The sequence below is a fragment of the Mycoplasma sp. AC157 genome, from assembly GCF_054343415.1.
In genome coordinates, this window is the sequence record NZ_JBTGVE010000011.1 from 1 (window position 1) to 21,774 (window position 21,774).

The 21,774-nt window shown below is 25.4% G+C and carries 13 protein-coding genes; 3 read left to right on the forward strand and 10 right to left on the reverse strand.

The window, feature by feature from the left end; translation table 4 throughout:
• Nucleotides 1-29: 29 nt before the first annotated feature.
• The gene (locus ACXX84_RS02395; RefSeq protein ID WP_436358605.1) at nt 30-1,244 is read right to left on the reverse strand and encodes a formate/nitrite transporter family protein; all 1,215 of its coding nucleotides are present in this window, start codon (nt 1,242-1,244) and stop codon (nt 30-32) included.
• 131 nt (nt 1,245-1,375) lie between these two features.
• Here ACXX84_RS02395 and rpmE point away from each other — a divergent pair, with 131 nt between their 5' ends.
• Both rpmE and gyrB read left to right on the forward strand, forming a co-directional pair.
• Entirely contained in the window at nt 1,376-1,594 is a 219-nt protein-coding gene (gene rpmE / locus ACXX84_RS02400) for a 50S ribosomal protein L31 (protein ID WP_436358606.1), read from the forward strand.
• A 107-nt stretch (nt 1,595-1,701) separates the two neighbouring features.
• Nucleotides 1,702-3,624, forward strand: coding sequence for a DNA topoisomerase (ATP-hydrolyzing) subunit B (gene gyrB / locus ACXX84_RS02405; RefSeq protein WP_436358608.1), 1,923 nt, complete (start codon nt 1,702-1,704; stop codon nt 3,622-3,624).
• Between the two features lie 148 nt (nt 3,625-3,772).
• On the opposite strand, the gene ACXX84_RS02410 is transcribed toward gyrB, so the two are convergent.
• The 9 genes from ACXX84_RS02410 to parE all read right to left on the reverse strand — a co-directional run bounded on the left by ACXX84_RS02410 (nt 3,773) and on the right by parE (nt 21,202).
• Nucleotides 3,773-6,979 carry a DUF262 domain-containing HNH endonuclease family protein gene (locus ACXX84_RS02410; protein ID WP_458572840.1) on the reverse strand — a complete coding sequence of 1,069 codons (3,207 nt, stop codon included), beginning with the start codon at nt 6,977-6,979 and terminating at the stop codon, nt 3,773-3,775.
• Between the two features lie 187 nt (nt 6,980-7,166).
• Nucleotides 7,167-7,589: a DUF3899 domain-containing protein gene (locus tag ACXX84_RS02415; protein ID WP_436358610.1), complete on the reverse strand. Its 423-nt coding sequence runs from the start codon at nt 7,587-7,589 to the stop codon at nt 7,167-7,169.
• Nucleotides 7,582-9,954: an ATP-binding cassette domain-containing protein gene (locus ACXX84_RS02420; protein ID WP_436358611.1), complete on the reverse strand. Its 2,373-nt coding sequence runs from the start codon at nt 9,952-9,954 to the stop codon at nt 7,582-7,584. Before ACXX84_RS02420 ends, ACXX84_RS02415 begins: the two co-directional genes overlap by 8 nt.
• Nucleotides 9,947-11,011, reverse strand: coding sequence for an ABC transporter ATP-binding protein (locus ACXX84_RS02425; protein WP_458572841.1), 1,065 nt, complete (start codon nt 11,009-11,011; stop codon nt 9,947-9,949). The genes ACXX84_RS02420 and ACXX84_RS02425 overlap by 8 nt, the downstream gene beginning before the upstream one ends.
• Nucleotides 11,012-11,013: 2 nt before the next feature.
• Nucleotides 11,014-12,189: an ABC transporter permease gene (locus tag ACXX84_RS02430; RefSeq protein WP_458572842.1), complete on the reverse strand. Its 1,176-nt coding sequence runs from the start codon at nt 12,187-12,189 to the stop codon at nt 11,014-11,016.
• Entirely contained in the window at nt 12,189-13,244 is a 1,056-nt protein-coding gene (locus tag ACXX84_RS02435) for an ABC transporter permease (protein ID WP_436358614.1), read from the reverse strand. Before ACXX84_RS02435 ends, ACXX84_RS02430 begins: the two co-directional genes overlap by 1 nt.
• A 1-nt stretch (nt 13,245) precedes the next feature.
• Nucleotides 13,246-16,269 (reverse strand): OppA family ABC transporter substrate-binding lipoprotein, encoded by a 3,024-nt coding sequence (locus ACXX84_RS02440; protein ID WP_458572843.1) that lies wholly within the window; start codon nt 16,267-16,269, stop codon nt 13,246-13,248.
• A gap of 309 nt (nt 16,270-16,578) precedes the next feature.
• The gene (gene parC, locus ACXX84_RS02445; RefSeq protein ID WP_458572844.1) at nt 16,579-19,272 is read right to left on the reverse strand and encodes a DNA topoisomerase IV subunit A; all 2,694 of its coding nucleotides are present in this window, start codon (nt 19,270-19,272) and stop codon (nt 16,579-16,581) included.
• Nucleotides 19,262-21,202 (reverse strand): DNA topoisomerase IV subunit B, encoded by a 1,941-nt coding sequence (parE, locus tag ACXX84_RS02450; RefSeq protein WP_458572845.1) that lies wholly within the window; start codon nt 21,200-21,202, stop codon nt 19,262-19,264. Before parE ends, parC begins: the two co-directional genes overlap by 11 nt.
• Before the next feature lie 217 nt (nt 21,203-21,419).
• Here parE and ACXX84_RS02455 point away from each other — a divergent pair, with 217 nt between their 5' ends.
• Nucleotides 21,420-21,722 carry an HNH endonuclease signature motif containing protein gene (locus tag ACXX84_RS02455; RefSeq protein WP_458557414.1) on the forward strand — a complete coding sequence of 101 codons (303 nt, stop codon included), beginning with the start codon at nt 21,420-21,422 and terminating at the stop codon, nt 21,720-21,722.
• The last annotated feature ends 52 nt before the right edge of the window (nt 21,723-21,774 follow it).

Consider the following 21,774-nt stretch of genomic DNA (forward strand, 5'->3'; position numbering starts at 1 on the left):
AAATTTTACCTACTTTATTTTTATAGTCGTTATTTTTTATCTTTGTTATTTTTTTTGTTTTTAAATTTTCTAAATCATTTATCGAATCAAACTTCTCTTTTTAATTCTTCTTTAATTTCTTCTTTTTGTTTTCTTTTTAGATTAACATAAGCAATTTTTTCAGCTTCATGAAGATTATCAACATCTGTGTTCTTAATAACTTCTCTAATTTCATCTTCAATAATAATTTCTGTATCAATTGTTCCGTATTTACCTGCTTTAAATTTAACAATAGCTCAATAAGATACAGGTAAAATAATTGCTCCAGAGAATCAGTTACCTACTAAAGCAGGTAATGCATTTACAAAGAAAGCTTTTAGTGTTCAATCAATATTGTAAGCTGATAATTTATGAGCTGAATTTATATTAATTATGTTATATAAAGTATCTTTAAATCCTTTTACACCATCTGCATTAACATTTATAATGTGGGCTAAGACATAATCTTTTGTAATAACTCCGTTATTTATAGCATTATGAGCTCAATCTAAAATAACTTGTTCATTTCCATTTTTAAAATATTGAACATATTCAATATCGCTAAATAATCACCCAAATGAAAAAATAATTAAGTTAGCAATAACATGGTGAAATCCTGTTATTGTAAATAATCAAATAAAGAAGAAAATTATGAAAATTTTTCCAATTGCCCCTCTTGTTGCTAAAGTTGATCAAACAGTTCCAGCAACAATTAAGTTTGAAAACATTGAAGAAAACAGAATTTCTCATCAATAACTTGAAACTTTTTTAGTTATTAAATATTCTATAACTCTTAGTTGTTCTGCTTTGAAAGCTGCAGCACCTCTTAAAATTGCTGCAGAAATTAAAGCTCCAACTAAATTTCCAAGAAAAACAATTCCTAAATTTCTAAAAACCTTGTATAAACGTGCTTTTTTATCAAATACAGCAAGCATTGCTAATGTATCTGAAGTGAAAAGCGAACCACCAAGAATTGTAATCATCATCAAACCAACTGGGAAAATTAATGAAGCAACAAATAAAGCTGGGCCAGATAAGTGAAATTCACCTGTTTGTTTTAATTCATCATTACCATATCATGACAAAATATAAACATAAGCTACATAAGCTATTGCAACATAAACTGATGCTAAAATCCCCATTAAAAAGATTTTTCATCACACAAGTTTAGTCTTTTGATAACCATAATCCATTGCATTGGTAAAGTTACTCTTATAATCGTGCATATTTCCTCGTTTTTTTTAAAATTTTACCTTAATTAATAAAATTTATGTTATTATTATAATACTAATTTAATATATTTAAACAAAATTAGAATACGAAAATATGGGAACAAAGTTCCTATGTGAAAGGAAATATGAAAAAAGATATCCATCCTACATATCAAACTGTAAAAGCAGTATGTTCAACTTGTTCAACTGAATTTACTTTTGGTTCAACAGTAAATAAAATTTCTGTTGATGTATGTTCTGGATGCCACTCATTCTTTACTGGAGATAAATCTCTTGCAAGAGCAACAGGAAGAATTGAAAGATTCAACAGAATGGCATCATTTGCAAAAAACCACAAAAAATAAACTAATTCAAATTAATCAATGGTTTTCCATTGATTTTTTTATTCTAAAAACGATTAAAAAGAGTATAATTTAATAATAAATTATAAGACAAAAAGAAAGAGGTAGTTATGAGTAAAGAGTATGGAGCAAGTAGTATTCAATCTCTTGAAGGATTAGAAGCTGTTAGAAAGCGTCCTGGAATGTATGTTGGCGGAACTGGAATAATTGCTTTACACCATTTAATTTGAGAAATAGTAGATAATGCAGTTGATGAATCACTTGCTGGATTTGCCAACACAATCGAAGTAACTTTAACTAAAGATGGATATGTTAAAGTTAGTGATAATGGTAGAGGAATCCCTGTGGATATCCATCCAAAACACGGAGTTTCTGCTGCAGAAGTAGTTTTAACAGTTCTTCACGCTGGTGGTAAATTCGATAGTAGTGCTTATAAAGTTTCTGGTGGTTTACACGGTGTTGGCGCTTCTGTAGTTAATGCTTTAAGTTCTAATTTAAAAGTTTGAATTAAAAGGGACCATAAAGTTTATTTCCAAGAATTTGTAAATGGTGGAAAAAAAGTTGATGACTTAAAAGTGGTTGGTGAATGTGGTGATGAAACAGGAACCACCATTATGTTTAAACCAGATTTTGAAATCATGGAACAACATGAATTCAAACTAGAAACAGTTATTGATAGAATCAAACAAACTGCCTACCTAACAAAAGGTTTAAAATTTATTGTTCAAGACGAAAGAGTGAATATTAAAAAGGAATTTCACTTTGAAGGTGGAATTATTGACTACATTTCTGAATTAACTAAAGGATATGAAAAAGTTACAGAAAAATCCATTTATGCTGAAGGTATTTTTAATTTAGGCGAAGAAAAATCAACAGACATAAATGTAGAAGTAGCACTACAATATGTAACTGAAGATAGAGAAGAAATCTTAACATATGCCAATAACATCTATAACAAAGAAGGTGGAACTCATGAAACCGGTTTATTTGACTCTTTATCTAGAATTTTAAATAATTATGCAATTGAAAATAAATTTTTAAAATCTGAAGCAGATAAATTTTCAAGAGAAGACTTAAGAGAAGGTATGTTTGTTGTAATTTCCATCAAACATAGCGATCCTATGTTTGAAGGACAAACTAAAGGTAAATTGATTAATAAAGACGTAAGACCCGCTGTAAATAAAATCTTTTCTGAAGTTTTTGAAAGATACTTAAATGAAAATCCAGGAGAAGCAAGAAAAATCATTGAAAGAAATTTACTTGCTCAAAAAGCTAGAAAAGCTGCTGCTTCTGCAAGAGAAGCAACAAAGAGAAAAAATCCTTTTGAAGTTGGATCGCTACCTGGAAAATTAGCTGATTGTTCAACAAAAAATGCTGAAATTGCTGAACTTTACATCGTGGAGGGAAACTCTGCTGGTGGTAGTGCTAAAATGGGTAGAGATCGTCACTATCAAGCTATTTTACCTTTAAGAGGAAAGGTTATTAACTCTCAAAAAACAAGTGATGAAAAAGTCTTTAAAAACGAAGAAATCCTTTCTTTAATTACCGCTTTTGGAACAGGTATTGGTCCAGAATTTAATATTAATAAACTTAGATATCACAAAATTGTTATAATGACCGACGCCGACGTTGATGGTGCTCACATTAGAACTCTTCTTTTAACTTTCTTATATAGATACTTTAGACCATTAATTGAATATGGATTTATCTACATAGCCCAGCCACCTTTATACAAAATTTCTTATAATAAAAAAGATGAATACGCTTATAATGATGCTCAAAAAGAAGAAATTTTACAAAGAATAGGTGATAGTAAATTCTCCATTCAAAGATACAAAGGACTTGGAGAAATGGATCCACAACAACTTTGAGAAACAACCATGGATCCCGCTGTAAGAAAAATGCTTCAAGTGCAAATTAAAGATGCTATGATTGCTTCACAAGTATTTGAACAACTTATGGGAGAAGAAGTTGGACCAAGACGTGAATTTATTGAAGAAAACGCTAAATTTGTTAAAAATATCGATTTATAAGAATAATTAAACAAGAACTTTGATTCTTGTTTTTTTCTTCAGTTTTGCAACCCATAAACCCAAATTCAGGAAAATAAAAAATCAAAACTGTAAGCGTTAACATAATTGAAATATGTTAAATTTATGTTATTGCTTTTTTGTTTTGATTTTATTTTTTTATAAATATTTTTAGTTCACTAGATAAATTTAAAATATTACAAAATCTATATAATAACTTAATTTTTGTCACATTATCAAAAGAATAAGAGATATAAAAATTGTCAATTAATTTTGCATAGAGTCGTTTTGGTTGTGAGTGTTTAACTTTATCTGTAGAGAGACTAGCTAAATTTAATCATTCATTTTGTTTTTGGTTTATTAATTCTAAGTGGTTTTCTGTTATATTCTTATATATTTTATTAAGCAAAATGCTTAAATGCTTTTCAAAAATAAATTTTGTATTTTTAAAAATAATGTATTTTACTTTATCATCTCTTACTTGATCATTATTAATTTTTTTAAAATTGTTTTCATTAATCATAAATAATTCATGAGAGTTATCATAAGTTTTGACATCTTTAGATTCTTTATTAATACTTTCTTGTTTGTTTTTATTATGAAACATGTGCTTAGATACTATTTTTTCAAATTTTTCATCTTTTTCTATTTGTAATTCTAGTAAATTATCTAAATTTAGAACTTGCAATAGTTTAAACAATTGTTTCATTCTTCTTTCTTTATCGCCTTCTAAAGATATAAATAAATTTGTTCCCGGAACAGAAGAATATTTATATTTATTTCCTTCTTTTTTCTCTGCAAATGAAAAGTTTTTAATAAGCGAAATCTCTTTTTGTTTGTTATTTATTTCATTAATAAAATTTTCAAATAAATAATTATAAATTTTGTGAATCACTAAATAAAATTTATTTTTTTGCATATCAAAACATTCATTATTAAAGTAAATAAATTTTATTTTGTCTTTTTCTATCGTTTTGTTTTCAACACTTTTAAAATTTAAATTATTAATTATTGAAAAATTATTATTAATTTTATTAGTTAATATCACTTTGCTTTCTTTTATCTCTAAATCATTATTTGGTAACTCATCAAGAAATTTTATTTTGTTTTCCAAATTTAAAATTTGTGCAAATTTGAAAAGATACATCATCTTAATTTCATTAGAAGCATGAAGATGGAAATATAAACCGGTTTTATTTAATAAATGATATTGGTAGGAATTTGTTTTTTGTTCTTTGTTTTTTAGAAAATTTCCTAATTTTAAAATCGACTCTTGTTTTTGGATAATTAAATCAAAATAATTATCTGCTATATCTTGATAAATTTTTTCAATATTTTCTTTCGCTTTTTTGTTAGTTAAGTCATATGTTTTATTTTCAAAAACAATATATTTAGTTTTTGAAAAGTCATTTAAACTAATTTTATTTTTTAATTTTGTATAAGAATGAGTTGAAGGTAAATCATCATTCTCTATAACTTTTTTCTGTATTTTTTCCGTATTTTCTATATTTTTACTTCTTGCTTCAACTTTTTCTCCACCAATCAATTGAGAATATTTATATTTGTTTTTAAAGTTTTTTTCAAAAATAAAAATTGTTCTTTTTTCTATTTCTTCTTGATTTCATATATCTACTTCTTTAAAATATTTATTTAGTTTAAAATCAGAAGTAATATAACTTTGTTTTTTCTCTTTAAAATTTAAATTACCTAACGAAGCATTTGTTTTATCATTAAGAAGTGTTAAATTACCAATTGTATGTAAATAATTACTTCTTATGTTTTCGATTTCTGAACTTTCCAAACCTTCATTATCCGAACTTAAATTTTGTGCAAAAATGTGTTCAATTTGGTAATTTTTATTAATGTCTTCTAATGATAAATCATAAAACAGTAAAAAGTCTGCAATTTTATTTTGTTTATTGTATAAAAAATGATTTAGTAAGGAGTTTTTTATAATTTCATCATCAATGTTAAAAATTTCTTTTTTATTTGCTTCTTCTATATAATCTTTTAAAATTGATTTAAATGAATTAAAATCTCCACTATTTTTAATTTCTCAATAAAATTTTAAAAATAAAGTTTTTCAATTAATGTTTCTTGAAAGATTAGAAATTTGAATTCTAGAAATTAAATTGTTAAAAAATTTAATAGCGTTTAGTAATTTATCTTTATCACCTTTATCTTTGTCACAAATTTCTATTAAAATTAGATAGCAAAAAAATAAAGAACCTTTGTTTTCATTTATAAGAGTTTTTAACTTAAATAATTCAATTTTTATATCTTTTGTCTTTTCTGTGCTTAATTTTCTTTCAATATTTTCATCATTTCAAATCAATCTTAAAGTTTTGAAATTTTCATAATAATCAATGATCATTTTTTCTTTTGTTTTGTAATCTTGTTTATTGTCTCTTCATCAACTTTCAAATTTTTCATAAACATTGAATTTTTCATCTGCTTTTGAATCTGAATAATGTTCTGTATTTGCAAAATTTAAGTGGTTAACAAAAAGATAAAAGAATCTATCTAAAACATTATTATCTATTTTAGAATCATTAAAAATATCTTCAAAAATTTGACTATCTGGAAGGTTAGAGTAAATAATATTTTTAATTAATTCATAATCCCTTAACTTAATACCAATATAATTTTGTTCTCTATATCATTCAATTGCTTCTTCTTTGGTTTCAACTATTAAAACAACAATATTAAAATTTTTTTCGTCATTTTGGTTTGCTTTGTGAAATTTTTCTATTAAATTATAAAGTTTGTTCTCTTCTTTAAATTCTTCTCTTAAAAGTTTTAAAAAATAATTATAAATACTGTAAAATGGTTCATATTCCCTTGGTGACTCTTTTGCTAAAGTAGTGATTCTATCTCATGTATTTTCCGGTTTTTTTATTTTATCAAAAAAGGAATTTGAATTTTTGTTTTCAAATTTTATATCTAATTTTAAAACTTTATTTTGAATGGCTACTTTGTTTTCTTCTCATTTTCCCTTTAATAAATTAACTTTTATTTCATCTTCTTTTTCTAAGAAAAAATCATGTAAAGATTTTAAAAAAATAAAAGTAGTCAAGAATCTTTGTTGCCCATCAATGATATTTATTTTATCTTTTTGTGGATTTTCCCTTAAAACTACAAAAGTTCCAAAATATAAATCATTATTTTCAGTTGTGTTATTATTTTCTTCTTTGTAAAAATTAATAAATTTTTTAATAAAATTACTTGCTTCTCTTTCGTTTCAAACAAATTTTCTTTGAAATCTTGGAATTATTATTTCTTTTATTTTATTGTCTTTCTTGTTGTCTTTGGACAAAAAGAACAAATCTTTAAATATATCTGATATTAATGGTTTCATTTTTCCTACTTTGCTATTCTATTATTTAAATTATAATATAAAATTACATAAAAAGCCCTTTAATAGAGAAAATAAAGGTTTTTTCCATATATATTATTTACATTATAATAATAAATGGCCTATTATTTAAAAAATTAAATATGTAATATATCAATTGTTAAAAATAAAAAAAGCAGTATTAACTGCTTTACATTAAAATGAAAGGCAAAGAAATGATAAATAAAATAAGAAAGCAAACAAGACCAATAAAAATATTTAGGTAACTTTTTTCTTTATTGTCTTGTCTTAATTTTTCAATTGAAATTAATTCTTTTTCTTCCATTTGATTTTCTTTTAATATTTTATTTTCTCTTTTTATGTTTCAATTTTTTATTCCTTTAGAATAAATATCAAAAAGTCCTCATTTTATAACAAGAGCTAAAACTGTAACTCCTAATATTAAAAAAGAAATTGTAAATAAAGACTTATATCAATTCAGTTTATTAAATGTTAAAGTCATTAAGAGAAATAAAACACTAAAAGTAATAATTCAGAAAACTAAGTAAATATAATCTATTTTTCTCAGTTTTCTAATTATTTTATTTTTTCAAAAAAATTTAATTTTATTCATTTTTATTTAGTCATTTATTCAATTGATTTTTTGTTCCATAAACTTTGTGTGTTGAAGAATTATCAACTAATTCTTCTTCAATAACATTAGGGAAATTTTGTTCTTTTAAATAATCTAATTCAAAATTAGATGCTTCAAATGGTTCGTTAGCATTTGACATTTTTGGAATAGATTTAAATAAGTTGATTGTGTAAGGGTGTTTTGGATTAGAATAAATTTCTTCTGTTTTTCCTCTTTCAACTATTTTTCCAAGATGCATAATAATAATATTATCAGCAATATATTCAACCATTGATAAGTCGTGTGCAACAAAAATTAATCCAATTCCTTTTTTATCAACTAAACTTTTTAGTAAGTTAACAATTTGTGCTTGAATAGAAATATCAAGAGAAGCTATTGGTTCATCAGCAATAATAACTTTTGGTTCGCTTATTAATGCTCTTGCAATAACTATTCTTTGTCTTTGACCACCAGAAAATTCATGTGGGTAACGATAAGCAAATTGTCTTAATAAACCAACTTCTTCAAGTGCATTATAAATTGATTCATCATATAAAGTTTTCTTAACAACTTTTTTAGTTATTGTTAGATTTTGATTGTTGTTGTGTAATCCAAGTAAATAAGTAATTCTATTGTAAATTTTTCTTAATACTTTTAATTCTAAATTAAATGAATTAAGAGATGAATATTTTTCATTTACTTTTTGTTTATATGATTCTAGTTGAATTTTTACTTCGTGAGCATTTAATCCATCAGCTATTAATTTTTGGTGAATTCAAACTAAAAATCTTTTGTGAATTTCAGCAAATTTTGCATCTAATACTTTTTGTTTTTCACTTATGCTTTTTATAACTTTTTCTTGTTTGCTAATTTCAGCATTAATGTTAGTTTCTCATACTTTAAAATCTTTTTTGAAGTCTTCTAATTCGTGATTAAAAATATGTTTATTTTTCTTATGAATAGCTTGTAAAAGATTGAATTTAACTTTATCTTCTTCTAAAATATGTTTTTCTTTTGAAAGTGATTTTTTAAGTTTTTCAATTTCTGCTTTAATACCTTTAATTTTGTTTTTATATAATACTTTTTTATCTGCTGCTGTTTTTAAAAAGTGTTCTAAATCAACATTAGCAAATTCTGCAAGTAATTCTGATTTTAATTCTTTTTTAGAAGTTCAAAACTCATTATTTTCGTTAGGTATTTTTAAAAATTTATTTTCATATTTTTCTATTAAAAGTTTATTGTGATTATTAAATAATTCAACCATTTTATCAATTTCTTCGATAGATAATCAATAAAATAAATTACTTTTTAAATCACCAGATCAGGATTTATTTTTTAAAAATTCCTTTGTAAATAAATTGATAACTGCTCTTTTGTAGAAAAAAGAATAGTTTTTGTAATCTGTTGAAAGTAAAGCGTTATCTAAATTGATTAAATATTCTGATTTAAATTCATAAATATAGCTTTTTACGTAGTTTTTGGAATTAGTACACTTTTCTTTTCAAGAAGTTTGGAAATCATTTAACTCTTTTTCTTTTTGGGCAATTTGTTCCAAAATCGCTACATTTTCTCTTGAATTTTTGATTAATTCTTCTGCTTTAACTAATGCTGCTTTTGATTCTCTTAATGCTTTTTCATCATAGCTCAATTCACCATTTCTATATTCTTTTTGTTTTTCGAAATAGAAATTACTTAAATTAGTAACTCCTTTATACATAAAATTAATAGCTTTTGATTCGTGAAATTGTCTTTTTGTTAAATATGAAAAGTAAGCATTGAAAATATCTTCATATGTGTTAGATTCAAATAATTGATCAAATGAAGCAAAGTCATCAAAGTGAAATTCTCATTCTTTAAAATATTCATTAGCTTCAAAAATAGTACTATTTAAGTTATCTAATCTTTGCTCTTTGAATCTTCTTAAAAAAGTATAATGGAAGTTTGAAGTAACTTGTTGTCAATCTTTAAAAATATCCACCATTTTGTCTTTAATGATTCCATTAACTTTTAAAGGTTCTTTTAAAATAGAATAAATATTTTTTTGTCCATTTAAAGAAGCATGTGGATCTTGGAAAATCATTTGCATATTTTTTCTCATAAATTTATCTTTTGATCTTCCGATTTTTTTACCAGAAATAATTCTATTTTCTAATGTTACTTGTCCATTATATCTATCATATAATCTAATGATAGATCTACCTACAGTTGTTTTACCTGAACCTGATTCACCAATTAATCCTAAAACTTCTCCTTCAAAAAGTTTGAAATTAATTTTATCAACAGCTTTTACAATTCCGTTTTTATTGTAAAAATACTTTTTAAGATTTTTAACATCTAATATTGTTTTTTCCGTATTTTTATTCATTTTTATTAAAAACCTCTCTAAATAATTTTAATCTACTTTTTAGTTGTTCTGTTAATTCTACTTTTGGTGCATCTGGGTGTAATAATCAGGTAGCAGCAGCATGAGTTTTAGAAATCTCAATTAAAGGTGGTTCTTTTTCAAAATCAATTTCTAAAGCATAATCATTTCTTGGTGCAAAGGGATCTCCAGCTGGTAAATTAGCCATATCTGGTGGGGTTCCTTTTATGTTGTAAAGTTTTTGATTTTTGTTTTCAGGAATTGCACTAATTAAAGCTCAAGTATATGGATGTCTTGGGTCAGTGAAAATATCTTTTCTCGTTCCTCTTTCCACGACTTTTCCTGCATATAAAACATAAATGTAATCACAGAATTTAGCAATTACTGAAATGTTATGTGAAATAAAAATTAAAGAAATTTTGTATTTTGTTCTTATTTCATTAAATAAAGCTAAAACAGATGCTTGAACCGTTGGATCAAGAGCTGTTGTAGGTTCATCAGCAATAATTAAATCTGGTTGTGCTGCTACAACCATAGCAATCACAACTCTTTGTTTTTGTCCTCCACTTAAAGTATGTGGATAAACATTAAATCTAGTTCTTGCTTCAGTAATTCCAAAAGATTCAAGTAAATTTACTAAGTAATCAATTTTTTCACTTTTTGATTTAAATCTAGAATCTTTTTCTAAAACATCTAGTAATTGTTTTCCAATTGTTCTAGTTGGATTTAGGGCTGTTAACGGATCTTGAGGTATATAACCTATTTTTTTACCTCTTATTTTTAATCATTCTTTATCTTTTGTAAATTTGGAAATATCAATTCCAGAAACTTCCATTTGATCACTTTTGGTATAAGCTAATTCATTTATTCCTAAAAGAGCTTTAGAAGTTACTGTTTTTCCTGAACCTGATTCACCTACTAATCCTACAATTTCTCCTCTTTTAATTTTTAAGTCCACTCCACGTACTATGTTAATAAATTTTTGTTTTTTATCTTTAAAGGAAACTCTTAAATTTTTAACTTTTAAAAGGATTTCTTCTTTATTTAAGTCTTTTTCCATATTTATTTAGCTCCTTTTTTAACAACTTTTGGATCAAGGGCATCGTGGAATCCTAATGCCACAAATCTTAGTGAAAGTGAAATAATTAATAAAATAATTGAAGGGAAAGCAAGTGCTCAAGGGTTTTGATTAATTAAACTTGCTGAACTTGTAATTAAAAGTCCTAAATTAGGTACTGAATCTGTACCTTCTTTAATAAATCCAAGGAATGCAATTCCTGCTATTGCTTGAATTCCAGCGGTAATTCTTAAAACAAAACTATTTGCTAATTTTCCGGAAATTGCAGGTAAAATATGAGCAAATATTAATCTCATTTTTGAAGCACCTATCGCTTGTGAAGCATAAATATATTCTTCGTCTTTTACTGTAATAGTAAAGGATCTAGTGGTGTCAGCAGCACCGGTTCAACCTGTTAATGATAGAATTAAAATAATTGCCGGTGTGTTAGTTCCAAAAATTCCAATTAAGATTATAAATAATACTACTCAAGGGATTGCATTAAAAATTTCAATTAATCTTAGTCCGTATGTATCTATTTTTTTTCCTACGTTAAATCCAAGAAAAGCACCGACAGATACTCCGATAATTGTTTCAATAATTGCAATTGCAAAAGCAATTCCTATTGCGTTTAATGTTCCAACTCAAGTTCTTAATCAAATATCTCTTCCGTATGAGTCAGTTCCCATAAAGGCATAAATTTTTGAATGTTCATCTCCATTTAAAGCGTTAATAACTTCATAAGGATTTAAAGTTACTAATCAAGTTTCTGGAGCGATGTTTGTTGCTTCTCCTTTTATTAGTTCAGGATTTAGCTTATGAATTTTATCTAATAACTCAGTAGATAAGGTAAAAGTAACATCTCCTTCAAAACTTGGTTTTAACTCTTTAATTAAAGAAAGAGAAGCACCAGAAATAGGTTTAGTTGTTGAAAATGGTGAAGTTACCCAAGAAATAAATGCTGTAATAATTAATAAAATAAAGATAACTAAAGCAATAACTGCATATTTATTTGCAAAAAACCTCTTAATAACATCTAAAAGTAGTTTAGAAGGTTTTCCGGTTACAGAAGATGAAGAAATAATATCTTTATTAGCGGCAGAAAGTTTTAAAAGTTCTTTATCAGCTTTGGAAAATTTATATTTTTTCTCAAAAGCTAAACTTGAATTTTGTTTTTCCATTATTTTTTCCCTCCTTGATAACTTTTTCTTCTAACTAAATAATTTTTAAATAATAATCAATAGTTTCTAGAACTATTTGAATTAGCAATTTTAATTCTTGGATCCATTCATGCATAAGACATATCCACAAATATTAATGTAACCATCGATAATGATGTAAAGAACACAAGTGAGAACATAATAACGTTAATTTCTCCTTGTTCAGTGTAATTAACAATAATTGATGATGATCCAGGAATTCTAAAGAATTTTTCTAAAATAATACTTCCTGATAGTAAACCTATATATGAGAATAAAATAGATCCTACTAAAATAACAGATGCGTTTCTTAAAACGTGTTTTTTAAAGATATTTCACTTAGATAATCCTTTTGATTTGGCAATTAAAACTTGATTTGAAGTTAAAACTGTTACAACTTGATTTCTAACAAAAATTGTATATCCAGCCAATGATGATAAAGTAAATACAATGATTGGTGTTATTAAAGAAGCAATTGTAATATCAACAGGAACATCTCTTGGATCTTTAAATTCAAATGGTAATCCTGCTTTTGAAGTAATTAAAACAATAATAGGTGCTATAACAAAAGCTGGTAAAGCAACAAATAGTGTAACAAAAGTTGTTATTGCACTATCTATTCATTTTCCTCTATTATAAGCAGCAATTACTCCTAAAGATATACCAATAATAACACTTAATACAAACGCTGGTAATGATACAGCAATTGTTCATCTTAAAGGTTCAAAAAATAATTTTGGAATATTTTGACTATAATCACTTGTGTCTGAATAAATTATTCCTGCATTTCCTGTAAAGAAATCTTTAAATCATAAAACAAACCTTGTTACTGGATCTTTATCAAAACCATAAAATGATTTAGGATCGATTTTTAAGTTTTCATCACCTGTTGGATTTAATCTTTTTGCGGCATCTTGTAAACTTTGTTCGGTAAAAGGACTTTTACCAAATGAAGCTTGTAATAAATATACTATAAAAATAATTATAAAAAAGGTGATAATAGCTAAACCAAGCCTCTTAAAAAAGTATTTAAACATTCTATTTATCTCCTTTTCTTATAACCACATCTCCATAAGGTATATACTCAAATTCTGATAGTGGAATTTCGATATGTTTATTTCAAATTGATATTGAAGGAACGTTTGAACTTGTACTTAAATCGATTTCTGGCACATAACCAATTAAAACTCTAATTTCTTTAGCAAGTTCTACTATTTCTTTATTTGTAGCTTTTGATTCATAATTTAAGTTAAAAATAGCAGTTAATTCATTAAATTCATTTTCTGCACTTGCATCAACTCATTTGTTTAAACTATGATTAAATACTTTTTTAACTTTTTTTCCATTTTCTTCAAATTCTTGTTCTAATGTTTGATCTTTAAAGTATTTTTTAGTTGTTTGATCATAGAAAGTAACATTAGAAATGAAATTAATAACTGAGTTTTTTCCAGAAACTTTTCTTGGTTCAAATTTTTTCTCATATTTATTTGTTGTTTTATTTAATACTCATTTGTATTTTTGTGATCAAACTGGTTTTTTATTTAATCCTTCACCAGTAAATACATATACTTTTTCTTTTTTATCATTTAATTTTGGAACAGCATTTCCATCTTTATCAACTTCTTTTGGAGTTCCATCTGCATTTTTTTCATATTCATATTCGTATTGAATATCTTCATAATTAGCATCATATGCATTTGTTGCTTTTATTCATTCTGAAAAAGGTAATCATGCTTGTTTTTTATCTGGATAAGCTAATCTTTCTTTTTCAAATTCTGTTTTAAAAGCATCTGCATATTTTTTGAATTCTGGGAAAGATTTAACGTAAGGACTATCACTTGGTAATTCAGCAAAATGAGCGATTGCTAAATAAAGTGGACTTCCATTTAGTTGTCCGGAACCATCAATAAAGGTTCCGGAACCATCATAGTCAGCACTTCAACCTACTATTTGTGAATTTCCTAAACCTAAGATTAAAACATTTCAAACATCTTCTGATTTAAATTCTGCTTGTGAATTGATTTTTAATCTATTGTCTAATTTATTCATCATATCAATTACAGAATCAAGTGAAGCGATTTTAGATGAACTTTCATTTCTATATCTATTAGAAATTGAAAACTCAATTTTATCTTTACTTGCATCTAAATGATTTTCTGCATAGAAATCATCAAGTATTTTTTTCAATTCAGCTTTTAAAACTTCAATTCTTGGTGCTTCATATTGTTTGTTTTTATCTTGTAAATTATCTAAATATTGTTTTCTTTGCTCTTCAATAGTTTTTGTATAAAATATTTCTCCACTTTCATTTATAGAAAAAGTTGTGTTGATATCGTCATAAAAGTCTCTTGCTGTTTTTCCATCTAACTCACTTCCACCTAAATGATTGTCTGGACCAATCATTGAAAGTCAAGGAATTGCAGTTTTAGAGTTATCTTTTATGTATGTATAACTATTTCATAAAGCATCGATAATTGTTCTAAATGCAAAGGATTTTCCTGTAAATAATGTCTTTCCAAGCTCTGCTTTTCCTTTTGCTAATTCTTCAATAGAACTACCAAAAGCTAATTTAGCATAGTTATCATTGAAGTAGTATTTTTTATCAGCTTGACCACCATTAAAGTTTGTTCCTTTTTCAAGTAAATCTCTGGCACCTGGAATTACGTCTTTAGATAAACTTCCTTTATAAAGCCCTTTATCAGGTGTTTTTCTAAAATGAATTTGTGATAAATCTTTATAAATTATTGATTTATTTGCATCTGATAAACTAGAATATGGAAGAATTGAAACTGTTCCTTCTAAGTAATTATTAAATTGAGCACTATTAAATTGAACTGAATCTGGATATAAATTATATCTTGATGTTATTTTTTTAACTGAAGTTGCCTCTTTTTCTTTTCAACCTGTCTCTGCATAATAATCATTTCTTATATAAACTGTTCTATCGTTTGATAAATAAAAAGGTAAATATGGTGAAGCATATAATTGATCTTCATCATATTGTTTTCCATATCAGTAATATGCATATTTAAATGCATCACCTGTTTCACCAAATTCTCCTTCGTGTTTTCCAGTAATATCAAAAATTTGTTTGTTTCTATCGTCGATAAATTTATGTGATACAGGACTAAAATAAGTAGAATCTAATAATAATTTTTTAAATAATTCATTAAAATTAGCCTCTTTATTTTCAATTTTTAAAAATGTTAGTCCTTTTTCATTTGTATCTTTAATATCAGTAATAAATGTTTCTGATTTTGAGAAGTTATCTTTCTGAATTCCAAAAACTTTAAAGAGATAATCATTTGAAACGTGGTTTGTACTATCAAAACTACTTGATGAACCTAATGAATATTTTCTAATAATATCATCATCTATTTTTTTAGAACCACCATGACTTGCTCTATAGTCACCACCATAAAGCATTTTTCTGTTTCAACCGTAAACAAAATCTTCTAATTCAACATTATATTGACTTTTTTGTCCATTACTTTTAACTCAAGGAATATCTTTTTTAATAGTTAATTGAATTTTAGATGCCTTACTTAATTTATTTAAAAAGTTTAAACTGTTTATTGATTTTGGATCATCTGAAGTTAATTTAACTAAAGCAGAAGTTATTTCTTCTCCTTCATTAAACATTCCTTTTTCGTGTTTATCATTATCAAAAACGCTTATTGTTCCATCTAAATCTGTAACATAAATTTTATCTACTAATATTAAACTATATCATTGATAAGTAGGTTTCTTGATTTTATAAACACCTTCTTCAAATTTATTTCCATTATTAGGTTTTATATTTTCAAATTCTGCTTGTCCTGAACTGACTGTTGCAAAAAGATTTGCATTAGTAAAATAACTAGCTGGTGTAGAAGGAGTACCTAATATTACACTAAAATCTTGGTCAAATTTTTTGTAGCCTGAAGTAGCTAAATTAACAATAGAACTTATTTCTTGTCTTTTATAATGTGGTTCTATTGTAGAACAAGATACAACAGTAGCTGTTGTACCAACTAAAACTGCTGGCACTGAAAAACCAATTAATAGTCTTCTTTTTTTCATATCTTTCCTTTCTTAAATATTTAAATATTAATAAAATAAAAACTCTTATAAAAACTAGCTTTTTTCTAATTTCTATAAGAGCATATTTATTTTATTAATATTAAAATGTTTTTTACATCTCAAAGAAATTAAAGAAAAAATCATTGTTGTTAATCATCTTAGTAACAATGTTTTTATTAAAAATACGTTTAATAACAATGATTTTCATTTTTCTCCTCTTTTTGATTTAACTTTAATATTATACATTTTTTTTGAAAAATTGTAAATTTTTTTATAAATTTCCATTTTTAATCAAAAAATTAATCTTTTTTATTTAATTTTATCTTTGAATTTTTTCATTAATTCATCAATATTTAATTCTTCTAGTTTTTTAAGTTTTTCTTCCGCTCTTTTAATTCTTTCTTCTTCAGTTATCTCTTTTTTTACTTCTTGTTTTATAACAGAAGAGTTAGTTTTTTGAGAGTTAATTTCTTTTTCTTTTTTTGCTATTTTTTCTTCTTTTATAAAGGTTTTTTGCTTATTTTCAGAAATTTTGTTTTCATTTTTAACTTCAATATTTTCCTCTTTTTTTAAGTTATTTTCAATAATATAAGCATTTATTTTACTTACATAAAAAGCATTTTTATTTTTGCTATTACTAAAACCTTCATCTAAATTAGAATAATTTAAAGAAGAAAAGTCAAAATCAGAAATATTATTATCTAAATCAAAAACTGAAATTTTAGTTTTGTTTTCTAAAACAATAGAATCAATAACTTCTAATTTAGAAATTTTATTTTGTGCAAAAATCATTTTTCCCTGTGTAGTTTTATTACTAAAAGGTATTTTTGCAGCATTTAATTTTTTATATTGTGCTTTTTTAGTAAATAATAAAATATCATCATCTTCGTCAACTAATGAAAAACTTGAAACAAGTGAATCTTTTGGCAGTGAAATTAATTTAACACCAGAAGAGTTTGTATTATATACTGGAATATCAATTTCACTATATTTTACAGCTTTTCCTTCACTTGAAATAATTATTATATCTTTGTAATTATCACTTATTTTTGCAGCAACTAAATAATCATCACTTTGTTTTATTTTAATTGCACTAATAGTTTTATTAAATCTTGAAACTTCAAAATCTTTAACTAAAACTCTTTTCCCAATTCCTTGAGAAGTAATCAAAGTTATATAATTATTAACTTCAAAATCTTTAACTAAAATAATAGACACTATTTTTTCATTACTTTTTAGAGAAACAAAGGTATTTAAATGAATTCCAAAATCTTTTCATTTAGATTCATCAATTTTATGAATTGGTAAGTAAATATAATTTCCTAAATTTGTAAAAATTAAAAGTTTATCAATTGATTCTACTTTATCTAAAAATAGCAAAGGATCTTTATCTTTTAATAAATAAGTTGATAATTCATTAGAATCGAAAGTTTTAACAGTTATTTTTTTAACATAACCATCTTTAGAAACTCCAACATAAAAATTTTCTTGTTTAATTAATTCTTCTTTATTAATTTCAACTTTGAATTCTTCATCATAAATTTTTGTTTTTCTTTTAGTTGCGAATTCTTTTTTAATTTCTTTAAATAAGGAAATTAAAAATTGATCAAAAGAGTTTTGATTATTTAAAAGATTGAGTGTCTTTTTAATTCTTTCTTCAAGCATATTTTTTTCATCGATATAAAGTTGCTGATCTATTCTAGAAAGTCTATATAATCTCATTTCAGCAATTGCTGTGGCTTGCAATTCACTAAAACTAAAGTTTTTCATTAAAGCTTCAATTACTCCTTTTTTTGAATTATCTGAATTTCTTATGATTCTAATTACTTCTTCAGTAATATCACCAACTTTAATTAAAGCAAGAGTTATTTCTAATTTTCTTTTATCTTTTTCTAAATCAAAGGTTAATTCCTTTGTTTTATATGTTTTAACATGATTCAAATATGCATCCAACATATTATTCAAAGACATTAATTTTGGTGCGTTGTTTTCAATTGCAATTGAATTATATGAATAATAAACTTGCATTTCTGTTTTTAATAATAAATAATTTAATACAGATTCAACTTTAGTATCATTATCAATTTCGATGATTATGGAAATTCCATTTCTATCAGATTGATCTCTTACTTCTTTAATTCCATTTATTTTTTTATCTATTCTTATTTCATCAATGTCTTTAATTAATTTAGACTTAACTACACCAAAAGGAATTTCATAAATTTCAATATGCTTTTTATTAATTTCTTCGCTTAATCTGTATTTTGAAACTAAAACAATTCTTCCTTGACCACGCTCAAAAGCTTCTAAAATCCCTTTTTTTCCGTATATTATTCCACCTGTTGGAAAATCCGGTCCTTGAACAATAGAAGATAATTTTCTTAATTCAATATTAGGATTTTTTATTTTTGCAATTGCAGCATCTAAGATTTCTCCCAAATTATGTGGAGGAATTTCAGTAGCAAATCCTGAAGCAATTCCTTTTGCTCCGTTAATTAGTAAATTAGGAATTAATGATGGTAATACAGTGGGTTCTTTTTCCGAATCATCAAAATTTGGAGCAAAAGAAACAGTGTTTTTATTAATAGATTCCAACATTAAATTAGTTATTAAACTTAATCTTGTTTCAGTATAACGCATAGCAGCAGCAGGGTCATCATCTATAGAACCTTTATTTCCATGCATTTCAACTAAAGGAACATTCATTTTTCATTCTTGAGCCATTCTTACCATAGCTTCATAAATAGATGAATCTCCGTGTGGATGGTACTTACCAATAACATCCCCTACAACCCTAGCAGATTTTTTAAAAGGTTTATCACTTTTTAAACCTAATTCTCACATTGAATATAAAATTCTTCTTTGCACTGGTTTTAAACCATCACGAGCATCAGGAAGTGCTCTTTGTTGTATTATATATTTAGAATATCTACCAAAACGATCTGATAAAATAGCATCTAATGATTTTGCTAAAAAATTTTCTTTATTTTTATTAAATATCATTATTTACTCCTGATTTATTAATATTAATTTCAAAGTCATCTTCAAGGGAAAAATCAACATTTTTGTTAATTCATTCTTTTCTTAATTCAACTTTATCTCCCATTAAAATAGAAACTCTTCTTTCTACAATTGCCACATCTTCAATTGAAACTTTAATTAAAGTTCTTGTTTCTGGATTCATAGTTGTTTCTCAAAGTTGCTCAGCATTCATTTCTCCAAGTCCTTTATATCTTTGGATTTCAGAATTGGGTTTATTTTTTAATAATTCTCTTAATTCTTCGTCACTTCAAGCATAAAGAATTTGATTTTTAGGTTTTCTTGTAATTTTATATAAAGGTGGTTGTGCTATATATACCATTCCATGTTCAATTAAAGGTTTCATATATCTAAATAAAAAGGTTAAAAGTAAAATTTGAATATGGGCACCATCTGTGTCAGCATCTGTCATTATTATAATTTTTCCATATTGTGCGTTTTTAATATTGAATTCGCTTCCAACACCAGCACCGATTGTATTGATTATTGTAGCAATTTCTTCATTTTTTAAAATATCAAGAAGTTTTGATTTTTCTGCATTAATAACTTTACCTTTAAGTGGTAAAATGGCTTGGGTTTTTTTATCTCTTCCTAATTTAGCACTACCACCAGCAGAATCTCCTTCGACAAGAAAAATTTCTTTTTCTTCCGGTTTTTTGCTTTGTGCTGGTGTTAATTTACCAGATAAAATTTTCTTTTCACTTAAAGCATCTTTAGTTTTTCTAATTTCTGCTCTTGCTAATCTTGCGGCATTTCTTGCTTCAAAAGATTTTTTAATTTTTTCAATTATTTTTTGAGTTTCTTCTTTATTTTCGTTAATTCAGAATTTTAATTCTCGAGAAACCACTTCTTCCACAATTGTTTTTGCTTCAGGGGTTCCTAATTTATCTTTAGTTTGACCTACAAATTCTAAAATTGATTCTGGCACTTTTAAAGAAATAATTAAAGTTAAACCTTCTCTAATATCACTTCCATCAAAAGCGGTAATTTTTCCTTTTAAAAGGTTTTTTTCTTGTGCATAATCATTAAAAACCTTTGTAAATGCTGTTTTGGCAGCAATTTCATGTGTTCCACCATCTTTGGTTTTGACATTATTTACAAAAGAAATAATGGACTCAGAATAACTTTCTGTATATTGAAAACCAAATTCTACTTCTATTTTATTTTTATTATCACTAAAAGTTGCGATTTGTTTATTAATTACTACTTTAGAATCATTAATAAACTCAACAAAAGCTTTTATTCCATTTTCGTGTTTAAAAGTTTCGTTTTCTCCTGTATTTTCGTCATTAATTTTGATAGTTATACCTTTTAATAAAAAAGAAGATTCTCTTAATCTTTCACTAATTGTTTGAAAAGAAAATTTTGCTTTTTTAAAAATTTCATAATCAGGCAAAAAATGAACTTTTGTTCCTCTTTTGCCTGTATTTCCCATTAATTTGGTTTTATTTTTTATAGAACCACCATTTTCAAATTCAGTATAATATTCTTTTCCGTCTTTGAAAACTCAAACTTTTAATCATTTAGATAATGCATTAACTACAGAAGAACCAACTCCATGCAAACCACCAGATGTTTTATAAGCTCCTTCAGAAAATTTGCCACCTGCATGTAATTCACTAAAAACAAGTTCTACTCCTGTTAAACCACTTTCGTGTTTATCTACAGGAATCCCTCTTCCATCATCTTCTACAATAACAGAACCATCTGATTTCAAAGTTACTTCTATTTTTTTAGCAAAACCTGCTAAACATTCATCAACTGCATTATCAACAATTTCTCAAACTAAATGGTGTAAACCATTGACATCAGTGGAACCGATGTACATTCCTGGACGTTTTCTAACACCTTCAAGTCCTTTCAAGACTTTTAAACTACTAGCATCATAATTCATATTATTATTTTATAGCATTTTTCTTTTTTATTTTAAAAATACAAAAAAATATTTAATTTTTCATTTATTAAAAAGTCGAAAAAATGTTTAAAACATGATAAAATTTTCGTTTTTGGAATTTTTTTAGCGAATTCTTTGTTTTTTTTTTTTTTTTGTATTATTGAAGTAGGTAAAGAAAATCTTTGCCTTTTAAATTATTAAGAAAGGAGGAGTTTTTATGTTAAATTGAAAAACAGTATGAACAAACCATTTTGGCGACAAAGATTGTGGTTATGATTATGCAGGAAGATATATTTGTTTTTCTGAATACGGTTCAAAAACAAGTTCTGCTTGAAACATTGAACACATAAGACCAAGTTCTATTGGTGGAACAGATAGATATGAAAATTTAATTCCTGTTCACGTTGTTACTAATGCAGAAAGAGCAAATAAACCAGCTTGAGTTTCTAATACCATTCCTTTTGAATATATAAAAGGAAAAGGCATAAGAAATAAAAGAACTGGTAAAATTGTTTCTTAAATGACAGCAAATAAGCACTTAATTTTTTAAGTGCTTATTTTAACTTCTGAAT